Source organism: Pseudomyxococcus flavus, from assembly GCF_050038885.1.
In the GTDB taxonomy this organism is placed as follows: domain Bacteria; phylum Myxococcota; class Myxococcia; order Myxococcales; family Myxococcaceae; genus Myxococcus; species Myxococcus flavus.
In genome coordinates this window covers 641,426-655,057 of sequence record NZ_CP143624.1, presented here as the reverse complement: position 1 = coordinate 655,057, position 13,632 = coordinate 641,426, and the positions used below count along the sequence as shown (strand labels likewise).

Here is a 13,632-nt window from a genome sequence, read left to right as displayed (position 1 = left end):
GGTGAGCGGAGGCCACGGCGGGACTGACCCAGGCACTTAATGATGGGGAAGCGAGGGAGCAAGTTTCCGCATCCCTGTCCAGCCCTATAATGCAAAGGCGCCGCCGGTTTCCCGACAGCGCCAGCGCCCACCTCAGAACGGTGGAATCTTCAGGAGAGCTTCGCGAGCTCCGCCTTGACGGCCTCGGAGATGGCCCGGCCTTCGGCCTTGCCCTGGAGCTTGGGGTTGAGGTGCTTCATCACCGCGCCCATGTCCTTGGGGCCCTTGGCGCCCGTCTCCGCGATGGCGGCGCGCACCTCGGCGGCCAGCTCGTCGGCGGTCAGCTGCTTGGGCAGGTAGTTCTGGAGGACGCCGATCTCCGCCTCTTCCTTCTCCGCCAGCTCCGGGCGGCCGCCCGACTTGAACTGCTCGATGGAGTCGCGGCGCTGCTTGATGAGGCCGGTGATGACGGAGAGGACTCCCGCGTCGTCCAGGGCGGAGGCGCCGGGCTCCACTTCCTTGTACTTCACCGCGCTCTTGAGCATCCGCAGTACGCCGAGCGTCAGCTCGTTCTTGGACCGCATCGCGTCCTTCAGGTCCGCGTCGATCCGCTCCTTCAGGGTGGCCATGGTCGCGACTCCGGGAGGGTGAGACGTTGTTCAGGGGACTTCGACGGCGGGAGCCAGGGCACCTGACCGCGGTGGCGCCCCGGCTCCTCGCGCGAGGCACGCGCCTAGAACGACTTGCGGGCCTTCTTCACAGCGCGCTTCTTGGCGGCGAGGGCCTTCTTCTTCCGCTTCACGGAAGGCTTCTCGTAGTGCTCGCGCTTACGGATCTCGGAAAGGATTCCGGCCTTCTCGGTGGCCTTCTTGAAGCGCTTGAGGGCGCTCTCAATGGACTCTCCTTCCTTCACTCGGATACCGGGCATGCAGTCACCTCCTTCCGCCGTACGTAGATGTGGGTGTAGATCAAAAGGGGCAGCGGGTATGGCCCACTGGGCGGGAAAACGCAAGGACGCCGGACGAAAACGCTAAGGCGGATGGACTACAGTGTCCGCCTCGTGAGCCCAGCCCTCCTCCTGGTGGTACTCCTGACGACCGGCCAGCAGCAGGGTGGGACCCCGACCCAGGCGTGCTGGATGTCCTGTCAGCGCCATGTGGTGGACACCGCCCTGCGGGCCCGCACCTGCGCCTCGTGCCTGCCCGGCGGACGGGTGGATTCCTGGGTCCGCACGCTGGCGGGCCAGCGGCCCATTCCCCGGGCGCCGCTCGTCTCCGCGATGAAGGATTCGGATTGGCGGGTGAGGTGGGCGGCGGTGCGCGCGGATGCCCAGCGCCTGGGCGTTTCGGACCGGCGGGCCCTGGCGGACTGGGTGCTGGCGCAGCCGGTGGCGTCGAACCTGGATGCCTGCCTGACAGCGGCCCGCGCCGCCGCGGAGGCGGGGACTTCCTCCGCGAAGTTCCTCCGTGAGGGGGGCCCGCGGGGCGCGAACGCGGCGGCCCGGGTCTGGGGGCGGCGGGACGCGATTCGCGAGGCGCTGGAGCTGGAGCTGTACTCGGAGGACCTGTCCGTCCGGAGCTCGGCGCTGGCCCACCTGGCGGCTTTCCTGGGCCGCAAGCCCGCCCGCGTCGTGCTGGAGGCCATGGCGTCCCGGCCGGAGCGCGCGGACGCCGTCATCGCCAGCGCGCTCAAGGTCGTGGCCGGGCGCAACCACACGTCGGTGGGGCGGCTCCTGGTGGACGAGGCGAAGCCCGGCGAGGAGGCGCGCATCAACCGGCTGTTCGCCGTCTACTCGAAGGAGCTGGAGGCGCTGCAGCCGGAGCTCACCGGGACGGATCCGCTCCAGCGCCGGCGCGCGGTGGAGGGCCTGCGCGTGTACGGGCCCCTGGCGACGCGGGAGCTGGAGCGGGCGCTGGGGGACACCGACCGGTGGGTGCGCCGGGATGCGGCGCGCGCGCTGGCGGAGGCGGAAGGGGTGCCGTTGCGCACGGCCGCCGAGCGCCGGATGGCGTCCAGCGAGGCCACGCAGGCGCGGCCGTGGTTGGAGGCCATGGCGCGCGAGAAGGGGTGCGCGGCCTTCTTCCTGGGCGCGGCCCGGGACCGGGATTTGCCCGTGGCCGTCCGGGGGGCCGCGCTGGCGCAGCTCTCGGACTGCGGGGAGGGGACGCGGGAGCGCGTGGCGACCCTGGAGCCCTTCTTCAACGATGGGCAGCCGCCGCTGCGCGCGGGGGCTGTCCGGGCCTTGAGCGGGCTGACGACGCGGCACCCGGGCGTGCCCGAGGTGACCTCGCGCGCGCTGAGGGACCCCGCGCCCGAGGTGGTGAGCGCGGCGCTGGAGTTGCTGACAGCGCAGCGGCAGTCGTCGCGCGGTGACGAGGCCGCGCTGCTGCTGACGTCGGACCACGCGGAGGTTCGCGTGGCTGCCGCCGAGGCGCTGGAGCAGATTGGCCGTGCGTCGCACGTGAAGGCGCTGGCCGGGTGTCTGCGTGAGGACACGGAGGCGCCCGTGCGGGTGGCCGCGGCGCAGGCGCTGGGACGCATCGGTGGGGCACAGGCCGCCGCGGCGCTGTCGGACGCCGCGGCGCGCGACGCGGATGCCCACGTGCAGCACGTGTCCCGCGAGGCGCTGCGGCGGCTGGGCTTCGGGCACTAGCCCGGCGGTGCCCCCGGCCAGAAGGCGCCGCGGGCGTCAGGCGGCCCGGCTACACGCCGCTGATGGCCTTGGCGTCCACGCGGTTCCGGCCCGCGCGCTTGGCCCGGTAGAGGTATTTGTCCGCCGCGGCGATGAGGTCCTCGGGCTGGGAGAAGTCCGAGTCCAGCAACGTGGCGACGCCCAGGCTGATGGTGACCTTGATGGGCGTGCCGCCGAACACGAAGTCCGCCTTGTCCACGGCGTACCGGCAGCGCTCCGCGCACGCCAGCGCCTGGTCCTCGGCGGACTCACGCAGCATCAGCGCGAACTCCTCGCCGCCATAGCGAGCGAGCAGGTCTTCGGTGCGCACCGTGTCGCTCACGCGCTGGGCGATACGCGTCAGCACGTAGTCACCGGCCGGGTGGCCATACGCGTCGTTGATCTTCTTGAAGTGGTCCACGTCGAAGAGGACCAGCGACAGCGGCACCCGGTGGCGCAGGCAGTAGCTGAACTCCTTGCGCACCGTCTCCAGGAAGTACTTCTTGTTGTAGACGCGGGTGAGGCCGTCGCGCGTGGCGGACTCGTAGATGCTGCGCTGGTACTGCTCCTCCAGCGCGTCCTGGATGGAGAACTTGAGGACGGTGTTGGAGCCGATCTGGATCTTGTCGCCGTCGTAGAGCGGCGCGGCGTTGACCTTCAGGCCGTTGAGGTACGTCCCGTTGGTGCTGGCCAGGTCCACCAGCTGGAAGCGGCCGTCCCCCAGCGCCACCACCTTGGCGTGCTTGCGGGAGATGCCGTCGTCCTCGACCTGGAACTGCGCCTCCGAGCTGCGCCCCAGGACGACCTCGGAGCGGTCCAGCTTGAACATCCGCCCGATGCCCGCCGCGGACTTGGCGCTGATGACGATCAGATAGGCGCTCTGCTGCTGGGCACTGCCCAGCAGGTCCGAAATCGAATGGACGGAAGTTTTCTCCTCGGACATCGCGGCACCCATCTTACGGGCCGCCATTTCGCGGCGGCAAGCATACTGCCCGACTCTTCACGACTCCCCTCTGGACCGGCGCGCGGCGCGGCGCCGGTCCGGGGGCTCCGGGGCGACTGTCGGCCTGCCGACGGTCAATTCTCCGGCCACGGGCGTCTGGAGGAAGCGCGCCAGGGCCTGGGGCGAGCCGGAGTGGTAGGCCAGCCCCTGCATCAGCTTCACCAGGGCGGCCGAGGGCGTCATGTCCGCGCCGCCCACCGCGCCGGCCTCCAGGGCCGCCGCGCCCGATTCATACAATGAGAGGTCCACGCCATTCCGGTGCGCCTGGCTCACCACCACCACCGGGACGCCCCGCTCCCGTGCCTGGAGGAAGAGCGGCCGCAGCGAGCGCCCCAGCTCCGGGTCGATGGGGAAGTTGCCGGCCCCATAGGCCTCCAGCACCAGCCCCCGGACGTGGGGCAACAGCTGGAGCGGCAGCGCCGGGTCCAGCCCCGGATACACCTTGAGGAGGAAGACCCGCGGGTCCAGCCGCTCGAGGAGGCGGAAGGCGCCGCGGGGCTTGAGGCCCGGCTCAAAGGTGACGTCCACGCCCAGGGTGCCCAGCACCGGGCAGTTGGGGCTGTCGAAGGCGTCGTACTCGGCGACCTTCACCTTCCGGGCGCGGTTGCCCCGGTAGAGGCGGGAGTCGAAGCAGATGGTGACCTCCCGGGGGCCCTGGAGCGCGGACAGCACCGCGTCGATCAGGTTGAGCCTCGCGTCGGAGCGAATCTTCCCCAGGGGCCGCTGCGAGCCCGTCAGCACCACGGGGCAGGGCGGGTTGCGCAACATGAAGGAGAGGGCGCTCGCGGTATAGGCGAGCGTATCCGTGCCATGGGTCACCACGGCCCCGTCGAAGTGGGGGAGGTGGGCATGGAGGTGGGCGGCCATCCGGCTCCAGAGCTCGGGCTGCATCTCCGAGCTGTCCAGGTTGCTGAACAGCTCCAGCTCGATGTCGGCCAGCTCGAACAGCTCGGGCACCCGGGCCTTGAGGGTCTTGAAGAAGGCCGCGGGGCGCAGGGCGGACGGGCGGCCCCCGGCCATTCCGAGCGTACCCCCCGTATGCAGCAGCAGGACTCTGGGCATGATGAACAGGCGCTTCCCTGCCAAGGCTGGCGTTGCTTTACAAGCCCCGCGCGCGTCGCTAAGACCCGCCGCGTGCTCCTTTCCTGCTGGAAGCGTGTCGTTCCCCTGCTGGCCGCCGCGGTCGTGACGGCCCCGGGGTGCAAGAATCCCGAGAGCGCGGCCCCCACGGGAGGCCAGTCGGTGCCGTCGGCTCCCGCCCCCGCGGCGGCCCCGGCCACCCCGCCCCCCGCGGCGGCCGCCCCAGCCCCCGCGGATCCCGCCGCCGCCCTGACGGGCATCCCCGGCATGGACTTCTCCTCGCTGTCGCCCACCGCCAAGCGCGAGCTGGCCACGGTGCTCAGCGACGAGTTCTGCTACTGCGGCTGCCCCCACACGCTGGGCGCCTGTCTGAAGTCGCACACCCCCTGCAAGCACGCCCGGCGCATGGCGCAGCTGGCCGCGCGCATGGTGTCCGAGGGCAGCCCGGCCACCGAGGTCATCCTCACGTTGTCGACGTACTACGACGGCTTCCGGAAGCCGCGGGCGCAGTTCCAGGTCGATGACCGCATGTGCACCGGCTCCGCCAGCGCGCCGGTGACGGTGGTGGAGTTCTCCGACTTCGAGTGCCCGTACTGCGCCAAGGCCCGGCCGGTGCTGGAGGCCTTCGCCAAGAAGCACGCGCAGCAGGTGCGCTTCTGCTACCTGCCGTTCCCCCTGTCCATGCACGCCAACGCGCTGCCGGCGGCCCAGGCCGCGCTGTGGGCCCGGGACCAGGGCAAGTTCTGGCAGATGCACGACGCCCTCTTCGAGCACCAGTCCAACCTCAAGCCGGAGGCGATTGCGTCCCTGGCGACGCAGCTGGGCCTGGACGGCGCGAAGCTGTCCGCGCTGCTGAAGACGGACGCCTACAAGGAAGAGCTGGACAACTACCGCAGCCAGGGCCGCGCGGCGGCCATCAGCGGCACGCCCGCCGTGTACTTCAACGGGCGCGCGCTCGACCTGGCCTTCGTGGAGCCGGAGATGCTCTCCCACAGCCTGGAAGACGAGCTGGAGTGGTCCGCCAACAAGAACGCCTGGGCGGCTGACTGACGCCGTCATGACGACCCCCCGCTTCCGCATCGACGCGTCGGCGCAGCTCGTCCCCGAGGACCGCCACGCGCCCTCGCCGCTCGCGGGGCGGTCGGGGACGTACGCGCTGATGGCGACGGCGCCCGACCTGCTGGTGTTCTCGCGCACGCCCGCGGAGGGTGGCTCCATCCCGGCGCCGCGCGTGGTGCTGTCGGGGGACGCGGGCGGCTTCCCGCTGTCGGACCTCATCGCCTTCCTCAGCCAGTCGCGCTGGAGCGGGGTGGTGCGTGTGCACTCACCGGGCGGCGAGCGCTCCGTCACCTTGCGCGAGGGCGAGGTGCGCGGCGCCTCCTCCGACGACCCCGCCGACCGCCTGGGCGAGGTGCTGGTGCGGATGGGCTACGTGGAGCGGCCCCAGGTGGAGGCCGTCCTGCGCGAGCACCCGCCGTCCAAGGTCGGCCGCGCGCTGGTGGAGAAGGGGCTGCTCAAGTCGCACGACCTCTTCAAGTGCGTCACCCACCAGGTCAGCGAGATCTTCCACGCCATCGTCCTGTGCCGGGAGGGGAGCTTCTTCCTCATCGACCAGCCGGTGGACGACAAGTCGGGCCACATCATCCAGCTGTCCACGCAGAGCCTGCTGATGGACAGCATCCGGAAGATTGACGAGCTGGCGCACTTCCGGAAGCGCATCCCCCACGGCCGGTTGTACGTGACGCGCAAGCGGCCCTCGGACGGCAAGCTGGAGGAGGACGAGGACCGCGTGCTGGGCCTGCTCGACGGGCGGCGCACCCTCCTGGAGCTGGGGCACGCGGCGCGCCTGTCCGAGTTCGACATCACCAAGGTCGTCTTCCGGCTGCTGGAGGGCGGCTTCGCGTCGGTGTCGGACAAGCCGCTGATGGTGCCCGGCCCGGGCGTCCCGACGCCGGTTCCCCAGCCCCCCGAGCGGCCGGTGCCTGCCGCGTCCACCGCCCGGACGCCAGCGCGCCCTTCGCCGACGGTGGACCCGCGCCCGGTGGCCCGCGTCTTCAACTTCATCTTCCGGGAGATTCGCGACGAGGTGGCCAAGCAGGGCATGGACCGCGAGTTCATCGCAGCGGCCAACGCCGCGCTCTCCGGCCAGGGCCTGACGTCGTCCCCGGTACTGGAGGGGCTGGCCTTTGCCCCGGATGGCAGCCTCCCGGAGAACAAGCTCATCGAGAGCTTCGAGCGCCACCGCGCGCAGCTGGGCAGCGAGCCGCTGGCCACCTTCAAGCAAGCGCTCAGCGACATGATGTTCTTCCTGCTCTTCCAGGCCGGTGAGCTGCTGGAGTCACGCGCGGACGAGGACCTGGCCCGGCGCGTGAAGGAGCTGCTGGCCACGATCGAGGCACCGTGACGGATTCTGGATGGCCGCGCCTCACGGCGGAGGTGCCCGGTTGTGGGGGCGCCTTCAAGCTGGTGCCCGAGGACTTCGAGGTGGAGGAGCTGCCCGCCTACCTGCCGGCTGGCGAGGGGGAGCACCTCTACCTGTGGGTGGAGAAGCGGGGCCGTGACACGCGCGAGCTCGTGCGCGCGCTGGCCGCGTCGCTGGACGTGAAAGAGGACGACATCGGCGCGGCAGGGATGAAGGACCGGCAGGCCGTCACCCGGCAGTGGGTGTCCGTGCCCGCGCGCGCCGAGCCGAAGGTGGCGGACTTCGCCCTGGACGGCGTGCAGGTGCTGGCCGCGAAGCGCCACGGGAACAAGCTCCGCACCGGCCACCTGCGCGGCAACCGCTTCCGCCTGCGTCTGCGCGGCGTGAAGGACGCGGGCGCGGCGCGCGAGAGCTTCTCCCGCCTGGTGGCGCAGGGCGTGCCCAACTACTTCGGAGAGCAGCGCTTCGGCCGCGCGGGAGACAACGCCGACCTGGGGCGGCTGCTCGTGCTGGGGCAGCGGCTGCCGAAGCGGCCGGACCGGTTCCAGCGCAAGCTGTACCTCTCCGCCTTCCAGTCGCGCCTCTTCAACCGCGCGCTGGCGGAGCGGCTGCGTGCGGGCACGCTGGCCACCGCGCTCCTCGGAGACGTGCTGCGCAAGGAGGAGACGGGCGGCCTCTTCGTGTGCGAGTCGCCCGAGGTGGATGGCCCGCGCGTCGCGGCCTTCGAGGTGAGCCCGGCGGGGCCGCTCTTCGGGCCGAAGATGACGGCCACCGCCGGGGCCGTGGCCGAGAGCGAGGCGCGGCTGCTGGCGGAGGAGGGCGTCACGCCGGAGGACTTCCGGCGCGGCGGCGGGGAGACGGAAGGGGGCCGCAGGCCCTACCGCGTCCGCCTGGGCTCACCCGAGCTGACCGCCGAGACGACGCAGGAGGGGGAGGACCTCTGGCTCACCTTCGAGCTGCCTCGGGGGGCGTACGCCACCGAGGTCCTCCACGAGCTGCTCAAGGACGGCTGACCCCCGAAACGAAGACGCCTCCGCGGGCTCGGGGCCCGGGAGGCGTCGTGCGTCGTGCCCCGGCCTTCGTGAGGCCGGGGCGGCGACAGGGCTACTCGGCGACCTTGAACTCCGTGCGGCGGTTCATCGCGCGGCCCTTCTTGGTGCTGTTGGGCGCGATGGGCTGCGTCTCGCCATAGCCCACCGCCTGGAGGCGGGCCGGGTCGACGCCGCGGCGGATGAGCTGCGCCATCACCGCGTCCGCGCGGCGCTGCGACAGCCTCATGTTGGACGCGTCGTTGCCCAGCGAGTCGGTGTGGCCCTCGACGCGGATGCGCTTGATCCACGGGGCGTCACGCAGGGCCTGCGCCACGTCGTCGAGCACCGCGGTGCTCTGCTTGCCGTAGATCTTGTGCGAGCCGGAGCTGAAGAGGATCTGCTTCTTGATCTCGATCCGGTCGCGCTTGATGACGACCATCTTGTACTGCTTGGCGCAGCCGCGCTCCTCCTGGACGCCGGGATCCTCGGGGCACGCGTCCAGCCGGTCCACGATGCCGTCGCCGTCCGTGTCCTTGTCCGGGCAGCCGCCATTCTCGGTCGCGCCGGCCTCGTCGGGGCACTTGTCCTGGGCGTCCGGCACGCCGTCGGCGTCGTTGTCCAGGTCGGGGCAGCCGTCCTCGTCCTGGAAGCCGTCCTTGTCCTCCGGCTCGTCCGGGCACTTGTCGTCCACGTCGAGGACGCCGTCACCGTCCTTGTCGACGATGGGGCAGCCGAAGTTCTGCATGGGGCCGGCCTCGTCGGGGCACTTGTCGGCCGTGTCGACGATGCCGTCACCGTCGTTGTCCAGGTCGGGGCAGCCGTCCTCGTCCTGGAAGCCGTCCTTGTCCTCGGCCTGGTCGGGGCACTTGTCCTCCGGGTCGGGGACGCCGTCGCCGTCGCGGTCCTTCGGGGCCTCGGCCGGGCAGCCCTGGTTCTCCGCCACGCCCGGCGTGAGCGGGCACTTGTCGTTGCCGTCCAGCACGCCGTCGTTGTCGTTGTCCGGGTCGGGGCAGCCGTCCTCGTCCTGGAAGCCGTCCTTGTCCTCGGCCTGGTCGGGGCAGGGGTCGTCCTTGTCCAGGGTGCCGTCGCCGTCGCTGTCCGTCTCCTCGATGCGGACCACCACCTGGGGCTGCTGCGGCTGCTGGGGCTGTTGCGGCTGCTGGGCCTCCGGCCGGTCGCGGACCAGCACCTGGCGCGGGCCGCAGTTCTTCGACAGCGCCAGCGCGCGGTTCACCGCGGTGTCGGCGGTGCGCACGTGGGTGTCGGCACGGCCGCTGTTGCCCTGGCTCAGCTCGCCTCGGGCGAAGTCCAGGTGGGCCTCGGCGGTGGCCAGCTCCACGGGAGCGCAGCGCAGGGCGCCGCCGCGGCGGGCGCGCTCCACGTTGGCCGCGAGCACCTCCGTGTCCGCGCGAATCTTGCTGCCGCTGACACAGGAGACGGTGAGGAGGAGGGGAAGCAGCGCGACTAGGAATTGACGCGTCATCGGGGAGCGCTCGGGCGTCACGGGTTCGGAGTGCGGCCGCCGGCCTCGGTGTTGCCAGCGGCGGCCATGGCCTTCTCGCGGGCCTCGTTGGCGTAGCGTGAGGCCTTCACGGCGAAGTCCACGCCGGCTTGGTAGTCGGAGTACCCCACCTCCTCACGCGCCTTGGCGATGTACAGGTTGGCGGCGGTCCACTCGTAGGGAGCGAGCTGCTCCGCCCCGGCGGTGCGCGCGGCCTGGATCTGCACTTCTGCGTCGAGGATGTTCGCGGTGGACTTCACGGGACCGCACGCGGCGAGCGCTCCCGACACCGCCACCAACGCCATCAGCTTCTTCATAGGGTGGCGCCTTTGGAAGGGGTGAAACCTGGCGGTCGTATCAATCGCCCCCTGGAGGGTCAAGAATCGGGCATCCCGGCGGACCAGGGGGGCGGGCATGTGGCAGGACTTTGACGGCTGGCGCCGCCCTTGCCATCGTCCCGTACCCGTGCGCCCGTCCGTCCGCCTCGTCCTCGTGCTCTCGCTGCTCGTCCCCTGGGCCGCCCTGTCCGGGCCGGCGTCCGCCGCCAAACGGACGTCCCGCCGCGCCGAGACGGACGCGGTCATCCAGGCCGTGGTGGAGGGAGGGGCGGTCCCCACGGCCGTCTCGCGCCTGCGCTACCTCCGGGAGGAGGCCTATGCGGCCCGGGAAATCGCCACGACGCTGCGCAACGTCCACGAGGAGCGGCTGCGCCGCAACCTCACGGCGGTGCTTGCGGGGTTGGTGACGCGCGCCGCCGAGCCCACCCTCGTGGGGCTGGCGTCGGATGAGGACAGCGCGGTGCGGATGTATGCCGCCCAGGGACTGGCGAAGCTCCACAGCCGCTACACGCAGGTGCTGGTCCCCCTCCTGGACGACAAGAGCAGCGGCGTGCGTCGTGAGGCGGCCCGGGCCCTGGGGGCCTCGCGCAACCCGAAGATGGGGCCCGTGCTGGTGAAGGCCGCCAAGGCGGAGAAGGAGCTGGAGGTCCGCGCCGCCATCCTGGCCGCGGTGGGCGAGACGGGGGATGCGAAGCAGGGGCCGGCGCTGAAGGAGTTCCTTGCGAGCGACTCGGAGTCCACCCGCTTCGCCGCGGCGAAGGGGCTGTGCCGGCTCGGCGCGCCGGAGGGCTTCGCCTTCGCGGGCAAGCTCCTGGGCTCGGAGGACCGCTTCGTGCGCCGGCAGGGCCTGGAGCTCTACGAAGGCGTCAGCGCGAAGAAGGCCGCGCCCGCGCTCAAGCCGCTCCTGGAGGACAAGGACCGCGCGCTGGCCGCCAGCGCCGCCCGCATCCTCCACGAGGGCGGCGACGCGTCGATGCTGGAGTGGCTGGTGCTGGCGTCGTGGAACGCGAAGTCGGACGAGAAGCTCGCCTACGAGCGGGAGCTGGAGGCGCTGCAGCTGCGCGACGACCGGCGCAAGGCCATCCTCCGCAAGGCGGGTGTCGCGCAATGAGCCTGGGCGCGGTCCTGGCCGCGGCGCTGCTGTCCCAGGCGCCCGCGGCGCCCCTTCCTTCGGCGGACGCGGATGCCCGCCCCGGCGCGGAGGCCCTCCTCGAGTCCCCGGCCGCGTCCTCGCAGGTCGCGACGGCCCGGCCGGTGAAGCCCAACGGCTGGGTGGGGCTCACGCCGGAGCAGCGCGCCGCGCTCGTGGCGGAGGACGTGGGCGCGCCGCTCGCCCGCCGCCTGCTGCGCATGAGCGAGCGCTTCATCAACACGCCCTACGTCCTGTCCCCGCTCGGGGAGGGGCACGGCGTGGACCCCGACCCGACCTTCCGCCTGGACGCCGTGGACTGCCTCACCTTCGTCGAGCAGTCGCTGGCGCTGAGCCTGGCGGCCAGCGAGGAGGACGTGGCGCCGCTGCTGGAGCGCATCCGCTACGCCAGCATGCCCACCTACGAGGACCGCAACCACCTCATGGAGGCGCAGTGGCTGCCCAACAACATCCGCAAGGGCTTCCTGGCGGACGTGACGCGGCGCTACGCGGGCGAGGACGCGGTGGCGGTGACGAAGACGCTCACCCGGCTCACCTGGCAGTCGCGCTCGTCGCAGGCCCTGGGGCTCCCCAAGGCGCAGCAGGTGGTGGGCACGTATTCGCTGAACATGCTGCCCCTGGAGCGGGTGATGGCGCACGCGCGCGACATCCCCTCGGGCACCATCCTGGTGGTGCTGCGCGAGGACCTGCCGCTGAAGGCCACCCGCATCACCCACCTGGGCTTCGTGGTGCAGCGCAAGAAGCGCACGTACCTGCGCCATGCGTCACGCGGCGGCTACAACCGCGTGGTGGACGAGGACCTGGAGACGTTCCTCGCCCGCAACGCGCGCTATGCGAAGTGGAAGGTGACGGGCGTCAGCCTCTTCGAGCCCCGGCGCCCCGACACGACGAGCGGCGGCTCGGTGATGCGCTCGACGCCCTGAGGCCCTCCGCGCCCGCTCAGAGGCTCGGTGGCGGCACGGCGGGGGACTCGGACTCCCGCTCCTCCGCCTCGGCGGCCGCGGCGGCTTCGTCGTTGGTGGCCAGCTCCCGCAGCCGCTCCTGCTCAAGCAACGTGGCGGCCCGGACCTGCTGCTCGGCCGGGACGTGGATTTCCCACCAGGGCAGCACGTTGCCCGTGGTCAGCTTGTCCACCACGCCCGAGCGGCCGGCGCGCACCAGGACGGGGATGTTCGCGTCCTGGAGCAACTGCACGTAGACCTCGGCGGTGAAGGGGTCCTCCGCCGAGCCCGCGCGGACGAAGACGCGCGTGTCCAGCTCGTGCGGAAGGGGCAGCCCCCGGCTGCGCATCTCCTCCGTGCTCACGAGCGGAGGGTTGCCCGGACAGTCCGCGCATTCCTCGACGCTGTCCTGATACTCGGAGCCGCACCTGGCGCAATATCTCATTGCCGTCCCTCCTACCCGCGGGTGTCTGGAGGAAAAGAGTAGGTCGGGCGTCCCGCGGCGGCACCCGGGGCCCGTCACTTCGTTCACTGTCGGGCTTCGTTCCCCAGCTGACCCAGCGCCGCGCTGAGGCGCTCCACGTCGATGGGCTTGCGCAGCACCACGTCACAATGTTCGGAGCCCTGCACCTGGGTGTACCCGGACACGAGGATGACGCGGGCACGCGGCTCGCGCTCCTTCACCTTCTGTGCGAGCTCGGTTCCATTCATGCCGGGGAGGGACTCGTCCGTCACCACGACGTCTGGATGCTCGGCCTCGAAGGCCTTCAGGCCGGCCACGCCATCCGTGGCGGTGCTCACGTCGAATTCCGGCTCGAGCAGCTCCGCCAGCAGCTCCCGGCTATCCCCGTCGTCCTCGACCAGCAAGACCTTGATTCGCTCACCCATGCCTCTGGGAAACCCACGCGGCGCCGGTGATTCGTCCGTTGCGTCCGCGTGCGCTCGGAGGGTCTCCTGTCAGGGGAGCAGGGGAGCGCGACCGGAGGAGCGCCAAAGGGCAGGGGGTGGCTCACTTCCGGGCGTCAGGCTGCCCATCTTTGGGTCCGGAGGAAATGCCATGAAGGTGTTGCTGCGTGGAGTGCACCTGGACCTGTCGGATGCTCTCAAGTCGTATGTCGACGAACACCTGGTGCGCCATATCGAGCGGTTCGCGGATGACGAGGCGGCGGAAATCGACATCTCCCTGGTCGACACCAACGGCCCCAAGGGGGGCATGGACAAGGAGTGCCGGGTGACGGTGCGCCTGCCCGGGCTCTCCGCGGTGCATGTGACGGAGACGGCGGACTCGATGTACCCGGCCATCGACGCAACGCGTGACCGTCTGGAGAAGAGCCTCAAGCGCCTGCTGGAGAAGCGGCGCGAGGTGCACACCAACGGCCTGCCCCAGGACGTGGCGGTCGACGTTCCCACCTACTAGCCGCACTGGAGTGCAGTGTGAGGCGACACGGGCCCGGCCCCCAGGTCGTACACCTGGCGGCCGGGTTCGCCATGTCCAGTGCCCGAATCTTGCTGGGGC

General features: G+C 71.3%; 15 protein-coding genes. 7 read left to right on the top strand and 8 right to left on the bottom strand.

All coding sequences use genetic code 11. From position 1 onward, the window contains the following. Positions 1 to 149: 149 nt before the first annotated feature. Together VZL07_RS02625 and rpsU are read right to left on the bottom strand one after the other, a co-directional pair. Positions 150 to 608 (bottom strand): GatB/YqeY domain-containing protein, encoded by a 459-nt coding sequence (locus VZL07_RS02625; protein ID WP_426753739.1) that lies wholly within the window; start codon positions 606 to 608, stop codon positions 150 to 152. Positions 609 to 712: 104 nt separating this feature from the next. Beyond that, positions 713 to 907, bottom strand: coding sequence for a 30S ribosomal protein S21 (rpsU, locus tag VZL07_RS02620; protein ID WP_002614080.1), 195 nt, complete (start codon positions 905 to 907; stop codon positions 713 to 715). Between the two features lie 111 nt (positions 908 to 1,018). On the opposite strand from rpsU, the gene VZL07_RS02615 reads away from it, so the two are divergent. Then, positions 1,019 to 2,632, top strand: a complete 1,614-nt coding sequence (locus VZL07_RS02615; protein ID WP_426753738.1) for a HEAT repeat domain-containing protein — start codon at positions 1,019 to 1,021, stop codon at positions 2,630 to 2,632. Positions 2,633 to 2,681: 49 nt separating this feature from the next. Here VZL07_RS02615 and VZL07_RS02610 read toward each other — a convergent pair whose 3' ends face one another. Next, on the bottom strand, positions 2,682 to 3,593 hold the full coding sequence (locus tag VZL07_RS02610) for a diguanylate cyclase (RefSeq protein ID WP_426753737.1): 912 nt from the start codon (positions 3,591 to 3,593) through the stop codon (positions 2,682 to 2,684). A 57-nt stretch (positions 3,594 to 3,650) separates the two neighbouring features. Beyond that, positions 3,651 to 4,715, bottom strand: a complete 1,065-nt coding sequence (locus VZL07_RS02605) for an asparaginase (protein ID WP_426753736.1) — start codon at positions 4,713 to 4,715, stop codon at positions 3,651 to 3,653. Between the two features lie 72 nt (positions 4,716 to 4,787). Between VZL07_RS02605 and VZL07_RS02600 the strand changes: the two genes are divergently transcribed. From VZL07_RS02600 to truD, 3 genes are read left to right on the top strand one after another with little or no spacing between them, the layout of a single operon-like run. Then, positions 4,788 to 5,783: a DsbA family protein gene (locus tag VZL07_RS02600; RefSeq protein ID WP_426753735.1), complete on the top strand. Its 996-nt coding sequence runs from the start codon at positions 4,788 to 4,790 to the stop codon at positions 5,781 to 5,783. A 7-nt stretch (positions 5,784 to 5,790) separates the two neighbouring features. Continuing rightward, complete coding sequence (locus VZL07_RS02595; RefSeq protein ID WP_426753734.1) at positions 5,791 to 7,137, top strand: DUF4388 domain-containing protein; 1,347 nt, start codon at positions 5,791 to 5,793, stop codon at positions 7,135 to 7,137. Further along, on the top strand, positions 7,134 to 8,168 hold the full coding sequence (truD, locus tag VZL07_RS02590; protein WP_426753733.1) for a tRNA pseudouridine(13) synthase TruD: 1,035 nt from the start codon (positions 7,134 to 7,136) through the stop codon (positions 8,166 to 8,168). The genes VZL07_RS02595 and truD overlap by 4 nt, the downstream gene beginning before the upstream one ends. A 91-nt stretch (positions 8,169 to 8,259) precedes the next feature. On the opposite strand, the gene VZL07_RS02585 is transcribed toward truD, so the two are convergent. Further along, positions 8,260 to 9,669, bottom strand: a complete 1,410-nt coding sequence (locus VZL07_RS02585) for an OmpA family protein (RefSeq protein ID WP_426753732.1) — start codon at positions 9,667 to 9,669, stop codon at positions 8,260 to 8,262. Positions 9,670 to 9,686: 17 nt separating this feature from the next. Further along, the gene (locus VZL07_RS02580) at positions 9,687 to 10,004 is read right to left on the bottom strand and encodes a DUF4398 domain-containing protein (protein WP_426753731.1); all 318 of its coding nucleotides are present in this window, start codon (positions 10,002 to 10,004) and stop codon (positions 9,687 to 9,689) included. Between the two features lie 97 nt (positions 10,005 to 10,101). Between VZL07_RS02580 and VZL07_RS02575 the strand changes: the two genes are divergently transcribed. Then, on the top strand, positions 10,102 to 11,136 hold the full coding sequence (locus tag VZL07_RS02575) for a HEAT repeat domain-containing protein (RefSeq protein ID WP_426753730.1): 1,035 nt from the start codon (positions 10,102 to 10,104) through the stop codon (positions 11,134 to 11,136). Beyond that, the gene (locus VZL07_RS02570) at positions 11,133 to 12,098 is read left to right on the top strand and encodes an N-acetylmuramoyl-L-alanine amidase-like domain-containing protein (protein WP_426753729.1); all 966 of its coding nucleotides are present in this window, start codon (positions 11,133 to 11,135) and stop codon (positions 12,096 to 12,098) included. The genes VZL07_RS02575 and VZL07_RS02570 overlap by 4 nt, the downstream gene beginning before the upstream one ends. 16 nt (positions 12,099 to 12,114) lie before the next feature. Here the strand turns inward: VZL07_RS02570 and VZL07_RS02565 are convergent, their stop codons facing one another. Then, entirely contained in the window at positions 12,115 to 12,561 is a 447-nt protein-coding gene (locus tag VZL07_RS02565) for a hypothetical protein (protein ID WP_426753728.1), read from the bottom strand. 83 nt (positions 12,562 to 12,644) lie between these two features. Further along, positions 12,645 to 13,004 carry a response regulator gene (locus VZL07_RS02560; RefSeq protein WP_426753727.1) on the bottom strand — a complete coding sequence of 120 codons (360 nt, stop codon included), beginning with the start codon at positions 13,002 to 13,004 and terminating at the stop codon, positions 12,645 to 12,647. A 169-nt stretch (positions 13,005 to 13,173) separates the two neighbouring features. Between VZL07_RS02560 and hpf the strand changes: the two genes are divergently transcribed. Next, positions 13,174 to 13,533 carry a ribosome hibernation-promoting factor, HPF/YfiA family gene (gene hpf / locus VZL07_RS02555; RefSeq protein WP_426753726.1) on the top strand — a complete coding sequence of 120 codons (360 nt, stop codon included), beginning with the start codon at positions 13,174 to 13,176 and terminating at the stop codon, positions 13,531 to 13,533. The last annotated feature ends 99 nt before the right edge of the window (positions 13,534 to 13,632 follow it).